Genomic DNA, 17,837 nt, shown 5'->3' with positions numbered 1-17,837 from the left:
ATACCTGTTAAACTATAATCCTAACTTCACACCGAATGTAAAAGAAGTCGTTCTCGGATAAGCCGAATAGTCAAATCCACGAGTCATTGCCGAATTCCTGGTTGACACTTCCGGATCATATCCGGTATATTTGGTCCATGTCCACAAATTCTGTCCGCTAAGATACAACCGCAAGGAACTCAATTTAAACTTGCGAATCAGCTTTACAGGAAAATTATAACCTAACTGCACATTTTTCAATCGCAGGAAGGATGCATCTTCTACGACACGACTTGTATTGATGTCGGACAGTCCGCCATCTACCCTCCATAAATAATTCGTATAATTTCCAGCTGCATAAGTTCCGTCACCATTGTCTATACGAGGTGTCCAATGATCTTTTGCAGAAGCAAGCATATTGGTATGGCGGACACCATTCATATTCTCCAGTTTGGCACGATTATAATTGATCACATCATTACCATAAGACCATTGAAAGAATACACTCAAGTCAAAGCCTTTGTATTCGAAATTATTAGTAAAACCACCCGTATGAACCGGCAGCCCGTGACCAATCACTGTCATATCTTCAGGCGTCACCTTTCCGTCTCCATTAATATCTTTCAGTTTCATATCCCCCGGTTGAATGGTATTACGTTCCTTTGTATTGTTGGGTATTCCATCTTTCAGCACAAATACATTGGGAGAAACTTCATTAAAATCCTCATATTGATAAACACCATCATATACATATCCGAACATCTCCGAAAGAGGATGCCCTATACGGGCAATATAAAGATTAGACAACTTGGGAGAATCCAGCCCTGAAACCTGATAATCCTGATCGCCCGACAGTCCGGTAATCTCATTTCTATTGAAGGAGATATTAAAATTTGTTGTCCACTTGAAACGCCCCCTTCCACCTACTAAGTTGACCGTATTGATTGATATTTCCAATCCACGATTGCGCACACTACCTATATTCTGCTGTATTTTATCAAAGCCGATAGACAACGGGACTTCCGCATACAACAACAAGTCCTTTGTTTGTTTATCGTAAATATCTACTACACCGTTAATACGGTTATTAAATAATCCAAAGTCCAATCCTATGTTTGTCTGATAAGTGGTTTCCCACTTCAGGTCTTTGTTCGGCATTTGAGAAATATAAATTGCCGGATTATCTATAGAGTTATTAAAAGCATAATTCTGATCGCCTAAATAAAGCAACTGGGAAGGATAATAATTCTTCGTATTGTTATTACCGGTAGTTCCCCAACCCACTCTGAACTTTAAATTCGACAGCCACTTGCGACTTCCCTGCATGAACGCTTCTTCTGAAACACGCCATCCGAAAGAAGCCGAGGGGAAATATCCCCACTTATGATAAGGAAAACGGGAACTTCCATCCGCACGCATCGTTGCCGTCATCAGATAACGGGATTTCCAGTCATAGTTGAAACGGGCGAAATAAGACATCATACGGTCTTCAAAATTAGTCGAAGTAACCTTGTCAGGTGTTCCATTCGAAATTCCCCAAAAGCCGAGTCCATCCCACGGCACCATCGTCGAACTGGCACCTAATGTAGAGATTGTTTTGCTATTCATCGAGGCTCCGAGCATGGCAGTGATATTATGACTCTTGACTCTCTTTTTATAAGTCAACGTATATTCATTAGACCATCCATCCCACTCCCTAAAACTAAAATTACCATTTGAATGTTTGGCAGAATAACGCGGATCTCCCCAATAGGTATCCGCATTATTAAATGCCTCATTCCGGTCCTGACGCCAAGTATAAGCAAAAGTAGCTTTGAATGCCAGATCCTTTAGAATATCCCATGATAAATAGGCATTCAGATTCAACTGACGGCTGCGCACTTTCTGATACATATTTTCTATTGTTTTCAAAGGATTATACGGATAGTTCGGATTTTCAGCTAACAAAGCGTCCTCCGATTCTTCCGAATCGGCATAAAACACCGGACGATAAGCCAGTACCTGATATAGAAAATACTGCGTACCACCTGCGTCAGAACCCTGTGAAGGCGCCGTACCTTTTGAAATATTATTAGCAAAATTCAAGCTACCGCCGAATTTCACTTTCCTGGTAATCTGCTGGTCTAGTGTCAGACGTGCTTTCAAGCTCTCATAAGAAGAGTTAATGATAATCCCCTGCTGGTTATAATAAGACAAACTGGAACTATATTTCGTATTTTTAGTACCGCCCGTCAATGAGATATGATGACTGGTCATGGGCGCATTACGGAAAACCTGATCTTGCCAGTTGTACGAAGGCACTTTATCATAATCGCTCAAAATACGGTTACGTCCCAACGCTTCATCATAACTATAATATGTTCTATTCATTTCAGAAACAGTCAATACCTCCTCCTGCATGGCAACATAGTCTCTCCCCTGAAGCAGCTCCATGCCCTGCGGTTTCAATTGGTAAGTCACATATCCATCATACGTTACTTTCGGAGCACTTTCCGAACCACGTTTCGTTGTAATAATAATGACTCCGTTTGCCCCACGTGCTCCATAAATAGCCGTAGCAGAAGCATCCTTCAATACATCAATCGATTCAATGTCATTTGAATTCAGTGAAGCCAGATTTCCATCTTCCGTAGCAAAACCGTCAATCACATATAAAGGTGCGCCATCACTGGAGTCCGAAATTGTATTACTACCACGAATCACAATATTAGCCTCGGCTCCGGGTTGCCCGTCAGAGGAAACAACTTGCACACCGGCAACACGTCCACCCAATGCCTGGTCGATGGAAAGTACCTGCGCTTTCGTTAAATCATTCATATCCACCTTTGCCACCGATCCGGTTAAATCACTTTTTTTCACTGTTGCGTACCCTACAGCAACAACTTCATCCAAGGCAACACCATCTTCTTTCAATGTCACATTCAGTACCTTTTGATTTCCTACCGTCACTTCTTTAGTCGCATAGCCTATAAACGAGATGACTAATACTGAAGATGATTTAGGAACAGAAAGTTTGAACCGTCCATCCATATCGGAGATGGTACCGGTCGTTCCTCCTTTCACTTTAATATTCGCCCCTATAATGGGCTCTTTCGATTCATCCATCACCCTTCCACTGATTGCAATCTGTGCAAAGACAACGGTGAAAGAACAAAGCGTCATCAGCAACAGACAGACGCGTCTTGTGATTTGTCGATTCTCCATAATATAATTCAAATTGGTTATTAATCTATTTTTCATTCTTAGTATTCTATTGATTTAATATGCCGGTTTCTCAAGAAAGCAAACGGAAAATTACAGTACTTTCTTGCAAACTACTTGTTTTTCCATCTCCCGCTTACGACTCAAGGCTTCCAGAAAATAATAATCCGCATAATTCAATGGAACATCTACCTCCGCATTATGAGGTATGCTGCCTACCGAATGCATTAAAATAAAATTCCCGTTTTCTCCTACTTTAGCACGGTAGGCAGGAGTGCTTAATGAGGCCAGTATTTTGTCGGCTGTCTTTTTATAACGCGGATTAGGCAAATACATACTCAGCTCATAAAGAGCTGCAGCAGTGATAGCCGCCGCTGAGACATCCCGTGGCTCATTAGGAATATTCAATGCATCATAGTCCCAATATGGTATCAAGTCGGAAGCCAAATGCTTATTCGTAAATATGAAATCATATATTCTACAAGCCTGCTCCCAATACTCCGGTTTATGTGTATAACGGTAACAAACCGTATAACCATAAATAGCCCATGCCTGCCCTCTTGCCCAGGCAGACTCATCAGCATATCCCTGGGCTGTCTGCCTACTGCGTACAGTACCAGTTTCCGGATCATAATCTACTACATGATAACAGCTGCCATCAGAGCGGAAATGTTCTTTAAGTGTCCGGTCGGCATGACTGACTGCCATATTATAATAGGTGGAATCACCCGACAAGCGGGTCGCCTCGAAAAGAAGTTCGAGATTCATCATATTGTCTATAATAACGGGACATTTCCATCCTCGTTGTGCCTGCCAGCCCTTATCCGCATCCCAAGACTGTATAATTCCAGCTCCGGACCGGAAACGTGTAGAAAGCGAACGCGCTGTTTGCAACACAACCGACTTATAATCTTTCTGTCCCAAACGCATTCCATTAAGATAACTGCATCCTACCATAAAACCCACATCATGATGCCATGTAAGATACTGCACGGAATCGAGTGATTCCGTATATTTCACAGCCAGTTTCTCCCACTTTTCATCTCCTGTAAGCTGATACAAATACCACATACTGCCAGGGAAGAACCCACTGGTCCAATCATCATAAGAAGCATAAACCACTTGTTGCTTTTCGTCCAAAGTCTTCGGATTCATTATGCAGTCACTTGCTTCTATCCGGTTGGTCATCAAAGAATATTGGGAAACGGCGTTTGATATATTTTCTGTTACCATATCTTCCGTTGCAGCCTTTTTCAAGTTACATCCGGCCATCATAAAGATGGAAATTCCCGCCAAAGTCAAGACTATGCTGTTCATATGCTGTAAAGATTTAAATGAATGATATCGCAAATGTAGGTATTCATAAAAAAGAGGCCGTTAGCTATGCATACAAGAATCATACTCTGTACGTACATCATCCCTGCAAACTGCAAATGTACTTATATTACACATTTTATGTACTCATACAACAGTTGCATATCTGCAAAAAGAACGTATATTTGCATAGCAAATTCTAGAATTCTAATACCTATGACTATCAAGAAACATCTATGTCTCATTTGTTTCCTGCTTATCCATATTATCAAAGGACAAGCACAGGATATCTCTTTCAGACATCTCACAAATAGTGACGGACTCTCTCATAATGCAGTCATGACAATGTATCAGGACGAACGAGGATTCATTTGGATAGGTACACGAAACGGGGCTAATTTATATAACGGGCATGAATTCAAAATATACAAATCCCAGAAAAACAATCCAAACAGTCTGATCTACAACAACATCAGACAGATAACAGGTAATGGCAACGGGGAGATTTATTTCATGACTCCCAAAGGGGTATCTGCTTTCAATATCAGGCTTAATAAATTCACCACACTGATACAAAAAGAAATACGGGCCATGTTTTTCCATAAACAATTATATATCGCTTACAACAACTGTGTCTATAAATACGATGGGAAACAATTTAATACATATTATGAATTACCAGAAAAGCGGACTCAAATTACTTCCCTTCATATAAGTGAAGAACGTGTACTCATTGGTACCGAAACCCAAGGGCTGTTCAGTTTAGAAAAAGGCAACCTGTCACACCTCATTCCCAAAGGGAATATCTCTACAATCTTTCAGGATTCATCCGGACAATACTGGATAGGAAGCTGGGAACATGGACTTTTCACAATGAACGGAACTACAATCAAAAACTTCCGTCATCAGGAAAATGACCTCTCAACTATCAGTTCTAATTTTATCCGTTGCTGTATCGAAGATAAACAGGGGAATATATGGATAGGCACTTTCGACGGATTAAACATGTTTCATCCGGCTACTCAAACATTCACTTATTATTTGAAACACGAAAAAGGGCTTAGCCATTCCTCCATCTGGAGCCTTTTGTGTGACCATCAGGGTAGTATCTGGGCAGGGACCTATTTTGGCGGAGTCAATTATTTCAATCCGGAAAGTCAGATTTACCATCAATATCGGACATCGGACGTAGCAAATGAAGGATTGAGTTCTCCTATCGTAGGATGTATCATAGAGGACGGCCAGAATAACTTATGGATAGGAACTGAAGGCGGAGGGCTGAACAAGTACAATTTGACAAGCCATCAATTCGAATGGTATAAACACGACAATAATGCCAACAGCCTTTCGCACAATAATATAAAATCACTCTATTATGACGCTCATCGCGAAGTGTTATGGATAGGTACGCACATGGGAGGACTGAACAAAATGGATTTAAAGACCAAACGGTTCACCCGATACAAATCTAAAGAGGGTGACAAAAATTCACTTCCTTCTAATATTATCAGGGATATTGTTCCTTATAAAGACCAGCTGCTCATTGCAACCAATATAGGGGTTTGCCTATTCCATCCCGAATCGGAAAAAGTGGAACGCCTGTTTCAAGAAGAACCAGACAAGATAACATATGCCGGAGGCCTCTTCATTGATCACCGCAAGACACTATGGATATACGGAGGAGGTGACGGGATATTTACCTACCAGCCAGATAGTCATAAAATGACAAACTATAAGCATAACCATGCTTTGGAACATAGTATCAGCAGTAATAGTATCAACCGGATCTATGAAGACAGCCGCCACCGTATATGGATATGCAGTAATGATAATGGCATTGATCTCTACCGGTATGAAACGGATGATTTCATTAACTTTGATGAAGAAAATAATGAGTTAGCAAGCAACTGTGTGTATGACGTATGTGAGTTGTCTCCGGATAAATTACTGTTCACCACAGATTTAGGTTTTTCAATTCTGGACTACCCTACCCAAAAATTCACGAATTACAATCAAGAGAATGGTGTACCCCTATCCGCCCCTAACGAACGTTCTTTATACAGAACCCGCCAAGGAGAAATCTTCATAGGAGGCATTGACGGAATGATCTCTTTTGAGGAAAAAGACATTGATTATGCTCCCGGAGATTACACGATATCTCCATTCCGTCTTTTAGTAAACGGACAGGAAATTAATGCGGGAGACCAAAGCCATATACTGAAAGAAGATTTAGGTTCCACCCGAAAGCTCATACTCAAAGCCAACCAGTCCATGTTTAGTATCGAATATGCCATATCCAATTATATTCCGGCCAATAAAGACCAACTGGAATATTTTCTGGATGGATTCTCAAATACATGGACCAGTACACGCGGACAACATACAATTACATATACAAACCTGAATCCCGGTGAATACACACTATACGTACGCCTTAAAAACAACCATGCGCATATACCGGCACATCAATTGAAGATCGTTATTCTTCCGCCGTTCTATAAGACTGTTTGGGCCTATTTATCATATATTCTGATTATTGGCGCAATTCTTTATTTCCTTATACGCACTTACAATAACCGGATCAAATTGCAGGAATCATTAAAGTATGAACAAAAACGTACTGAAGACATCGAACAGCTCAATCAGGCCAAGCTGCGGTTCTTCACTAATATCTCGCATGAATTCCGTACACCGCTCACGCTAATTATCGGGCAAATGGAAATGTTACTGCAAGTCCGTTCGTTTGCACCGACCATCTATACTAAAATTCTCGGAGTATATAAAAGCAGCCTGCAACTGCGTGAGCTGATAACAGAGCTTCTTGACTTCCGAAAACAGGAGCAAGGATATATGACTATCAAAGTAAGCGAACATAACATTGTCGATTTTATTTATGAGAATTATCTACTCTTCCAGGAATATGCCGTACAAAGAAAAATAACGTTCAGATTCCAGAAAACAAACGATATAATAAACGTATGGTACGATGCTAAACAGTTGCAGAAGGTCATGAATAATCTTCTGTCCAATGCCTTTAAGTATACGAAAGAGGAAGGAGAGATTTCCGTATCGGTACGGAAGGGCAACCGGGAAGTCATCATTGAAGTTACCGATAATGGAGCAGGTATTTCTCCACAGGATATTGACAAGATATTCAACCGCTTCTATCAAACGGAACAAATGGATTCTCCCATCCATGCCGGAACAGGTATTGGTCTGGCTCTTACCAAAGGTATTATAGAATTGCATCACGGCAGTATCGAAGTATACAGCGAACAAGGAGAAGGAACTACCTTCTGCGTGCATCTCAAAAGTGGTAACGAGCATTTCAGTCCTGAACAAATCAGCAAACATCAGGAAGAACCGCAACAAGCAGTTGAAGAAGGACCTCACTCTCCGGAAACCGTACAACAACTTTTATCGGATCAGGAAGTCATGAATAAAGAGTCTATCGCACAAAGCAGAGAGGTTAAAATTCTGATTGTAGAAGACAATGAATCGCTGCGAGAAATGCTTGTTAAAATATTCGAGGTATTCTATACGGTCGATACAGCGGCTAATGGACAGGAAGGCTGGGAAAAGGTGCAGGCAGGACAGCCCAATATCATACTTAGTGACATTGTTATGCCTGAAATGTCCGGTACGGAGCTTTGTAAACTAGTAAAGAATAACATAGACACATGTCACATTCCAGTAGTATTGCTCACGGCACGTACAGCCATCGAGCACAATCTGGAAGGGTTACGTTTGGGAGCAGATGATTATATTACTAAACCATTCAACATTAATATCCTGCTTTCACGATGCAACAATCTCGTGAATAACCGCCTTATGCTGCAAGAAAAATTCAGCAAACACCCGCAAACGGTTCCACAAATATTGGCAACCAACCCATTAGATAAGGAATTGGTTGATCAGGCCATGCAAGTCATTGAGAAACATATAGATGATGTTGAGTTTAATGTAGATATCCTAGCCCGTGAGACAGGTATAGCGCGTACCAAATTGTTTACCAAGCTAAAAGCTATTACAGGACAGACCCCATACGATTTTATCCTGACCGTACGGCTAAAGCGGGCGGCCATCATGCTCAAGGAAAACCCTGAATTCAACATCTCCGAAATCTCCGACCGTTTAGGATTCTCTTCTCCCAGACAATTCAGCAAATGTTTTAAGGAAAAATATCACATGATACCTCAAGCATACCGGAAAGGGGATAATAAAGAAGAACAGGAAAGCGAAAACGGATAGCCTGTACGCAGACAACACTATTCATGTACAGATGACACACTTGATTCTCATTAAAACAGACTTTATTTGCAATAATAAAGATAGTCTATAATTTAAGTAAAAAAACATGAGAAAGCAACATTTATATGTCTTATTATGCTTCACTGTATTGGGAAGCACTGTATTTGCGCAGAAAATAGAAAACCTGACAAAGTTGAAACGGCAATCGGAGAATGAGCTATTCCATCATCTGGGACAGGCTCCACGCACACCGGCGTTTGAATCCGAAGGATATTGGGTATGGGGAAGTTCTGTTATAAAAGGAAATGACGGAAAATACCATATGTTTGTTTCCCGTTTTCCGAAATCTCTTCCTTTTCATCCCGGCTGGATGGTAGCTTCAGAAATAGTTCACGCAATATCCGATACCCCCGAAGGACCTTACAAATTCAGTGACATCGCACTACCCGCCCGTGGAGCACAGTATTGGGACGGACGCTCGACACATAATCCGCGTATTCTGGAATACCAGAATAAATATTACCTGATATATATGGGATCTACACATCCTTTCGCCAATCCTACCTATGACCAGTTGACACTGGACAGCCCATGGTGTACTGTCGGACGCTCCAATAAACGCATCGGACTGGCTATTGCCGACAGCCCATATGGTCCTTGGAAACGTTTCGACGAACCTATATTAAAAACAAAACCCAATACTTTCTATAGTTTTCTTGTATCCAACCCTTCTCCTATCATACAGGAAGACGGTTCGGTAATGATGATCTTCAAAGGAAGAACGTATGTCGGAGACGATAAGTTCTCGGACATGGCGCTTGGCATGGCATATGCTCCGTCCATCGAAGGACCTTACACAGTACTCAACAATGGCCAGCCCATCTTTCAAGTGGACGGACAAGGAGAAGCGGAAGACCCGTTCCTTTGGAAAGACAGCAGAGGATACCATGCAATCTTTAAAGACCATGTTGCTAAATTTACCGGAGAAAAAGGCGGAGGTGTAATGGCTCACTCCCCAAATGGTATTCAGTGGACGATAGACAAAGATCCCAAAGCCTACTCACGTACTGTAGAATGGGAAGATGGAAAAGTGGAAATGCAAGGACAACTGGAACGCCCGTTCCTGTTATTCGAAAATGGGAAAGCGACTCATGCTTTCTTTGCAACAATGAATGGTGCCGGCGGATTTGACAATGCAACCCAATCATGGAACATGGTTATCCCGATAAAATAAAGACTCCCCCCTTTCGATACAGTCAACAGATCTGAAAAGAGATGTAACTTAGCACTTGAAGCCATGCAGTAAATTTGCGATGTAGATAAAAACTCTATGTCGCTTTTTTTATCCGGTTTCCATTCCGTTCATAACGAGTTCCCAATGTTCCGTTTTTATGCGGTCAACGTACATTGATCTTATTTTGTACTCTAACGTATGTTCTTAAGTACGCTGCACGCACCTGTTTTTTACCCAGATCAAATACATTTGCCCCCAGCAAAATTACCCACAAAAATAAAAACGTATGAAAAACAACAAAAGCATTAAGTACCTTTGGGGAGGTTTCTTCTGCTTGTTCTTCCTGTTCTCGTGTCAAGACACTGACGAATTGAGCAAAGAAATCAACCTGCTAAAAGACCGTGCAGTCGCTTTGGAGACTGCGACAAAGAGTCTTAACACTTCTCTCGAAAGCCTACAGGCTTTACTGAAAGCTGATATAATCGTAGGAGTCACTTATGTAGGCGACAAGTACCGGATTGAACTAAATGATGGTTCTACTATTGAAGTGGTACAAGCTTCTAAAGTAAATCTATCCATTCCCCTACTCTCTATCAGTAAAGAAGGATTCTGGGTTTTCAGTACAGACAACGGAGTTACATTCAATTCTTTGACTGACGAAAAGGGAAACAAAATTCCGGCTACGGCAGAAAGCGCAGACAAAACCGCTGTTACTCCACTATTAAGAGTCAACTTAGATGGATTCTGGGAAATCAGCACGAATGGGGGCGCCACATATAGCCTCTTGGGTGGTAAGGAATGTACAGCCATAGGAAAAAACGGTGTAAGTGAAGACGGAGTATTCAAAGAAGTTGTTTACGACTCTGAAAAGGAAATACTAACCGTCACCCTGACAGACGGTCAAGTATATAAAATACCTTGTACGGAAAGTTTCTATCTAAGAATACCGGGGACAAGTAAACAACAAGTATTCCCATTGGGTGAAAAACGCGTATATGAAGTAGAACAAAACGAGGTGTCCGCCGTCACTATCCTTGCACCGGATGACTGGCAGGCAGATCTCGAAGAACAGCAACTTACAATTATTGCTCCGTCAAACACATCAGTCGAGAAAGAAGAGAATATTAAAATTATATATACTTCCATACAAGGTTATCTTCGTATGACGACTATTTCCGTAAAATTGCTGACCACCGGTTTTGATGCGAACGCCACCTTGGCATGGAATCGTTTTGCCACCAACTCTCCGGAAAATATTCTGCTCGATTTTTCATATGCAGGTTACAAACACGGTACAGAAGCTCCTCCCGCCGTTCATTTAAAAAGTAATGACTACACCGTTTATAACGTAAAGGACTATGGTGCCAAAGGCGACGGCAAAACGTCAGACCGGGAAGCGTTGTTAAGTATCACCCAATTATTCAAGTATCAGGCCAATGCAAAAGCCATCATTTACTTCCCGGAAGGAGATTATGTGCTGCACACCGCTGCCGATGATGAAAACGGAGTTTCAAAGCCAATTGAGATAAATTTCGGAGGATTTGTACTCAAAGGAGCCGGACGTGATAAAACCATTATCAGAATGGCTGACCGCAATGTAAACGTAGCTAATTCCACTCCTCCTGCCATGATTAATATCAAACATACGGTAGATCTTCAGAATCCGGTCAGACTGACCGGTGATGTTGCTCCCAAAGGAACATTTGTCATCAATGTGGCAGATGCCAGTTCTTTTAGTGCAGGACAATGGGTATGCTTAAGATTGATTGATACCAGCCCATCTCTTATCAACAAGGAACTGACGTCTATTACAGCCGACGGGAATGTGTGGAACAAAACAGCCAACTCACAATGGACTAACCTTACTAATTCCGGTGTACAGGTATATGACTATCATCAGATAGTCAATAAAAAAGGAAATGAAATTACATTTGCAGAACCATTGATGCATGAGGTAGACCCTCAATGGAAATGGGAGCTATGCAAATTCAATTATTACGAGAATATAGGCATAGAAGACCTTACGTTTGCAGGAAACACACAACCCGGATTTCTTCACCATGGTAATAATGGAGGAGATGACAATGACTATAAGCCGATTGGCATGATGCGTCTGGTAAACTCCTGGATACGCCGTGTCGACTTCACTAATATAAGTGAAGCACTTGGCATATCATCATCTGCTAATATTTCAGCATATGACATTGAGATAAACGGCCATCGTGGTCACTCCGCCATTCGCTCGGGAGGATCATCCAGAATATTCATCGGAAAAGTTCACGACCATAGCAACGGATACATCGCCATTGATGAGAACACAACCGGTACTTATCTTGATAATGCCGGACAGTTTCATGGTTGCGGGGTATCCAAGCAAAGTATGGGTACCGTTATCTGGAATGTCACTTGGGGGGAAGACGCGTGCTTCGAAGCGCATGCCACACAACCACGGGCTACTTTATTCGATTGCTGCAATGGAGCATTTATCAAATTACATCAGGGCGGTGCCAAAAGTGAGCTACCCAATCATCTGGACGATCTTACCTTATGGAATTTCAACGCAACTAATACAAACAGTGTGTCTCAAGGTTCTTTCACATGGTGGGACGGAAACTGGACTTGTTTCCTACCTCCTACAATCGTAGGATTCCACGGTCCCGCTGCCAGTCAGTTAACTTTCTCAGATAACGAAGTCAAATTAAACGAATCTTACAACACTGCCGTAGAACCTTATTCACTCTATGAGGCACAGCTTCGTAAACGTTTGGGATATGTACCCGCTTGGATTAACTCATTAAAATAAAAACAACTTTAAATAGAATTATTATGAAGAAATTATGGAATCTTCTAATCATGCTGACCGTAGTGTTCGCAGGATGCAACAAGACTGATGATCTTTGGGATGAAGTACACGATTTACAAAAACGTCTGACCAAATTGGAAATTCAGGCCAATAATCTGAACGGAAATATTACGGCTCTCCAAGAGCTTTATAGAAATGGGGCTACCATTACCACGGTGAATGAAGAAAACGGTGCCTATACCATCACTCTTAGCAATGGTAAAATATTGAGAGTTGTTCAGAAGATGGAGGAAACAATCTATCCCATGGTGGGAATTGACAGCGAAGGTTATTGGACCGTACGTTATGGAAATGAAACACCTGAACGCATACTCGTTGGCAACAGTCCGGTAAAAGCAACAGGCGAAGACGGACTTACTCCGGAATTCCGTATCAACGAAGAAACAGGGTATTGGGAAATACGTTATAAAACCAGCGAACAATTTAAGCCGGTTGAAGACTCCAACGGTCATCCGGTAAAAGCAGAGGGAACAACAGACACGGGTTTCTTTAAATCAGTCAATATCAGTGATGACGGGAAATCGTTCCACCTGATCTTGAAAGATGATACGGAAATAACGGTACCCATCGTTGGTTCATTCTCATGTACATTTGAGGAGTCAGTGACAGGAATTCAAAAATTCACTTCTAAAGAAAGTAAGAACTTTAAAATATTGCTGAACGGTGTAGATGACATTGCATTAATGGCGTGTCCTGCCGGCTGGAATGCAACATTATCCGAACCTCTTGACAATGAAGCTATCTTAACCGTAACCGCACCCGAAGCTTTGACAACATTGACACGTGCCACGGCATCTAACAGCACGGATATTTCAATTCTGGCTAATTCCGGTAAATTCAGCACAATCCTGAAGTTGCAGGTGGAAGTTATTGCCGAAGAACCGGTTGAACCGGCTATTGACTATCTAAGTATCTATCAGAAAGGAGAAACTCTCTTCACTATCGGAGACGGAGCCGGTGCTATTGAAATTAACAGTACGAATTTCCCTGTATCACAAGAAATAGATTTGAGCGAAACGGACCAGACACTGGAAAAAACAATACTCGCCCCGTCTCAACCAACGATTTATTTCTTATCGGGAGAGCACATTCTTAATATTACCATGGATGGAGATCAAGCTATGAATGGTAAAAAGGTGGTATTCATCAGTAAGTCGGCAACAGAAAAACCGAATCTTAATTTTAGCGGTACCGGTGGCATACGTTTACAACAAAACAGTTCCATCGTATTCAAGAATGTCACTATAGAAAACTTGTCTATGGGCAACTACAGCAGTACAGGCAACGCCCATAATGTCTGGATCGGAGACTGCAACATCAACGCACCGGCCAAATCAATTCTCGCACTGACAGGTACTAACGCACCATTGGGTGGTATCAACAGCCTATACTTTAAAAACAACTATATCGACATGAGTAAATTTCCGGATAAAAGTTCAATATTCAACATTGGTTCATTGATAACCACAGATGTCACTAATGTCTCTATAGAAAACAATATCTGGTACAAGAAAGGAACTCTGCTGCAAGGAAGTATCTATACTTCCAATGCCAAAGGAACTACCAAAAACATTTCTTTCTCCAACAATACGATTATCAATTATGCCGGTAACAGCAGTAATTCCCTTGCTGCCGCCTATTTGGTTATGACTAATGTAGAAAATGTAAGTATAAAAAACAACATTGGTTATTCTGACGATAATGTGACGGATGGATTCAGCAATAGTGGTTCAAGCTTCTATATCATCGCAAACATCGACCCCATGCCATCCATATCAATAGCTGACAACATTGTTTACGGACTGAATCCCGACCTGACCAATAAATGGAAATGGAATACCTATGGATGGAAAACGAATGCCTCAACCAAAGTAAACCAAGAAGGGGAAACAAATGGTATTATCACCCGTTATTCAAAGAACCCGTTTGCAATTCCCGGAGGATTTGATAGTGGAAACTTCACACCAATCCCTGAACTTGCCGGAAAAGGAGCTAACCTGAAATAACATATATATACAGAGAATTTCAAGTATCTCACAGATTCCAGAACGTGTTTTCCCAGTAAGCTAATGACGCTCAACGGAAAGCACGTTTTCTCATACAAATGAAACAGAACCGATTCTCATATCTTCCCACCTTCCATGATGCCACTCCACGACTGTCTCAAAGCCTGCTTTCTTCAAGGCTGCCAATGCTTCGGCACGCCCATTATTGATCCGCTCCGGATAATGTGCATCACTGTTCACCTGTACCCGGACACCCAGCTCTTTCAAGAAAGAAAAATACCGTTCATTGGGATAGAATGTTCCTAATTCATAATAAGATTTGGTATTGACTTCAACAATGTATCCACGTTCGGCAATTGCCGTGAAATAGCTGCGAACGAATGTATCATACCACGGTTCATCTAGCAATCCCGGACGGTAGCAAGAAGCATTATAATGCATCTTGTCCGCATGACCGACAATATCAAATCCTCCCAGTTCTACCATGCGAAGCAGATTCTTATAATAAAGGTGGACTACATAATCCAAATCACCGCCAAAATGCTTGTCCACTAATTGACGGAAAGTATCTGCCGGAGTATCAATATCCACGATTTTCCCTTCCGGAGAATAGAGCATATGCACAGAACCTATCCGATAATCAAGCGGCAATTCTTGAAATCGGAAGAAAGCGGGATTGCTATCTTCGTTCAGGTAATCAATCTCAAGACCGACAGCAAGTTCTATTTTATCTGCAAACTTTTCTTTGAGACGGGCAAATTCGGAAAGGTAATCTTCCATTCTGTCCCATTCCATAGTCCATGCGGTAGAAAACGGCAACGGGGCATGAGAAGAGATGCCATAGGAAGTAAAGCCTTCACTAATAGCAAAACGGATAAAATCTTCCATATTGGCACGCCCGTCACAATAAAGGCAGTGGCTATGATAATTGGTAAGGTTTGTCATACAAGGTTACGTTATCAGGGTTATTATCATCATCAGGTCATCACAGCAATAGGCTGAACTATACTTGTGCCAACATAGTGGCACAACTGTGCCACTATGTTGGCACTGCAATGCCACCGCATTGGCACAGGTGTGCCAATACAGCGGCACAGTTCAACCTTCTATTTCGCTGAGTTCCAACCAGCGCATCGTCTTTTCATCAATCAAGTCATTGACTTCAGGCAAGCGTTTCGATTTCTCGGTCAGTTCGTCAACGGAGAGTGTACCGCTGCAAAGAAGTTCTTCAATCTGTGCCTTTTCGGTTTCCAGGTCGGCAATTTCCTTTTCCAGTTGTTCGAATTCACGCTTTTCCTTGAAACTCATTTTCCGCTTGTCGTTCAGGCGGACGCGGGCAGTCTTTTCTTCCTGCGGCTTCTCTGCTTCTTTCTCCTTTTGCGCTTTCGCCTCCTTCCAGTCGCGATAATCACTATAATTGCCGGGGAAGTCACGGATGTCACCCTGTCCGTTGAATACCATCAGGTGATCTACTACCTTATCCATAAAGTAACGGTCGTGGGAAACGACAATCACACAACCTTTGAAATTCTGAAGATATTCCTCAAGCACATTCAATGTGATAATATCGAGGTCGTTGGTAGGCTCATCCAGCACGAGGAAGTTAGGGTTACGCATCAGGATAGTGCACAAGTAAAGACGACGGCGCTCTCCCCCACTCAACTTATAGACATAACTATGCTGCGTTTCGGGAGTAAACAAGAAATGCTGCAAGAATTGTGAAGCTGTCAGTTTCTTTCCATTACCCAATTCAATTACTTCGGCAATATCCTGCACTACATCAATGACCTTCATTTGTTCATCAAACTGAAGACCATCCTGCGAGTAATAGCCGAAACGCACCGTTTCGCCAATATCTACCATACCGCTATCGGGCTGTACTTGCCCCATTAATATCTTGATGAAAGTAGATTTTCCGGTTCCGTTGTTTCCTACAATTCCCATCTTCTCATAACGGGCAAAGATATAAGAAAAGTCTTCCAGAATCTTCAGGTCACCGAAGCTCTTGTACAAATGGTCGGCTTCGAATATCTTGCTGCCGATATAGGATGCTTTTACTTCCAGTTTGACGTTATCGTTATTAAAACGTTGCTTCGCCACCTTTTCCAATTCATAGAAAGCATCTTCCCGATAACGGGCTTTATGTCCGCGTGCCTGCGGCATCCGGCGCATCCAGTCGAGTTCCGTACGATAAAGATTATTAGCCCGTTCAATTTCTACACTTTTAGCTTCGATACGTTCCTGACGTTTTTCGAGGTAATAACTGTAATTTCCCTTATATTGATAAACTTGCTGATTGTCTATTTCGATAATCTCCGAACAAACACGGTCGAGGAAATAACGGTCGTGCGTCACCATCAGCAGGCTAAGGTTGGTACGACGCAGATAATCTTCCAGCCATTCAGTCATGTCCAAGTCAAGATGATTGGTAGGCTCATCGAGAATCAATAAATCCGGTTCGGTAATCAAGGCGTTTGCCAAAGCGACGCGCTTCAACTGTCCGCCGGACAGTTGTTTCACTTTCTGGTCGAAGTTACGGATTTTGAGTTGCGAAAGAATTTGTTTGGCTTTCTGTTCATATTCCCAGGCTTTCTCCTGATCCATACGTACCAAAAGGTCTGCCAGTCCCGGATGCCCTTCGGTTTCCATACAACGTTCGTACTCCTTTATCAACTCCACTGTGCTGTTGCCATGATGAAAACAAGCTTCCAGCACTGTCAGTTCTTCGGGATATTGCGGGTCTTGTTCCAGATAATCCACCCGAAGGTCACGACGGAAGACAATATTACCGCTATCATAACCTTCCTTTCCGGCAATGATATTCAGTAAGGTCGTTTTTCCGCTACCGTTCTTTGCGATCAATCCTACACGCTGACCTTCGGCAATGCCCAAAGATATATTTTCAAAAAGAACCAAGTCACCGAAAGACTTGGTCAGGTTATCTATCTGTAAATAAGGTACTGCCACGTAAATAATGATTAGTTGGTTA

General features: G+C 42.0%; 8 protein-coding genes. 4 read left to right on the top strand and 4 right to left on the bottom strand.

All coding sequences use genetic code 11. The features are described from left to right. Positions 1-12: 12 nt before the first annotated feature. Both I2I13_RS10545 and I2I13_RS10540 read right to left on the bottom strand, forming a co-directional pair. Entirely contained in the window at positions 13-3,219 is a 3,207-nt protein-coding gene (locus I2I13_RS10545; RefSeq protein ID WP_229128615.1) for a TonB-dependent receptor, read from the bottom strand. A gap of 54 nt (positions 3,220-3,273) precedes the next feature. Next, positions 3,274-4,497: a glycoside hydrolase family 88 protein gene (locus I2I13_RS10540; RefSeq protein ID WP_148364865.1), complete on the bottom strand. Its 1,224-nt coding sequence runs from the start codon at positions 4,495-4,497 to the stop codon at positions 3,274-3,276. Positions 4,498-4,710: 213 nt separating this feature from the next. Here I2I13_RS10540 and I2I13_RS10535 point away from each other — a divergent pair, with 213 nt between their 5' ends. From I2I13_RS10535 to I2I13_RS10520, 4 genes are all read left to right on the top strand, one after another. Further along, a complete protein-coding gene (locus I2I13_RS10535) occupies positions 4,711-8,745 on the top strand; it encodes a two-component regulator propeller domain-containing protein (RefSeq protein WP_195649451.1) in 4,035 nt (1,344 codons plus the stop codon). 106 nt (positions 8,746-8,851) lie between these two features. Then, positions 8,852-9,979 (top strand): glycoside hydrolase family protein, encoded by a 1,128-nt coding sequence (locus I2I13_RS10530; protein WP_148364863.1) that lies wholly within the window; start codon positions 8,852-8,854, stop codon positions 9,977-9,979. Between the two features lie 286 nt (positions 9,980-10,265). Next, complete coding sequence (locus tag I2I13_RS10525) at positions 10,266-12,782, top strand: DUF4955 domain-containing protein (RefSeq protein ID WP_195649450.1); 2,517 nt, start codon at positions 10,266-10,268, stop codon at positions 12,780-12,782. Between the two features lie 23 nt (positions 12,783-12,805). Further along, on the top strand, positions 12,806-14,848 hold the full coding sequence (locus tag I2I13_RS10520) for a PL29 family lyase N-terminal domain-containing protein (protein ID WP_195649449.1): 2,043 nt from the start codon (positions 12,806-12,808) through the stop codon (positions 14,846-14,848). A gap of 90 nt (positions 14,849-14,938) precedes the next feature. On the opposite strand, the gene I2I13_RS10515 is transcribed toward I2I13_RS10520, so the two are convergent. Further along, positions 14,939-15,793 carry a histidinol-phosphatase gene (locus I2I13_RS10515; protein ID WP_148364860.1) on the bottom strand — a complete coding sequence of 285 codons (855 nt, stop codon included), beginning with the start codon at positions 15,791-15,793 and terminating at the stop codon, positions 14,939-14,941. Between the two features lie 153 nt (positions 15,794-15,946). After that, the gene (locus I2I13_RS10510) at positions 15,947-17,815 is read right to left on the bottom strand and encodes an ABC-F family ATP-binding cassette domain-containing protein (RefSeq protein ID WP_148364859.1); all 1,869 of its coding nucleotides are present in this window, start codon (positions 17,813-17,815) and stop codon (positions 15,947-15,949) included. Between the last annotated feature and the right edge of the window lie 22 nt (positions 17,816-17,837).

Origin of the sequence: Bacteroides sp. D55t1_190419_B8 (assembly GCF_015558905.1) — a bacterium.
GTDB classification, from domain to species: domain Bacteria; phylum Bacteroidota; class Bacteroidia; order Bacteroidales; family Bacteroidaceae; genus Bacteroides; species Bacteroides vicugnae.
This window is presented reverse-complemented; position numbering and strand designations above follow the sequence as displayed.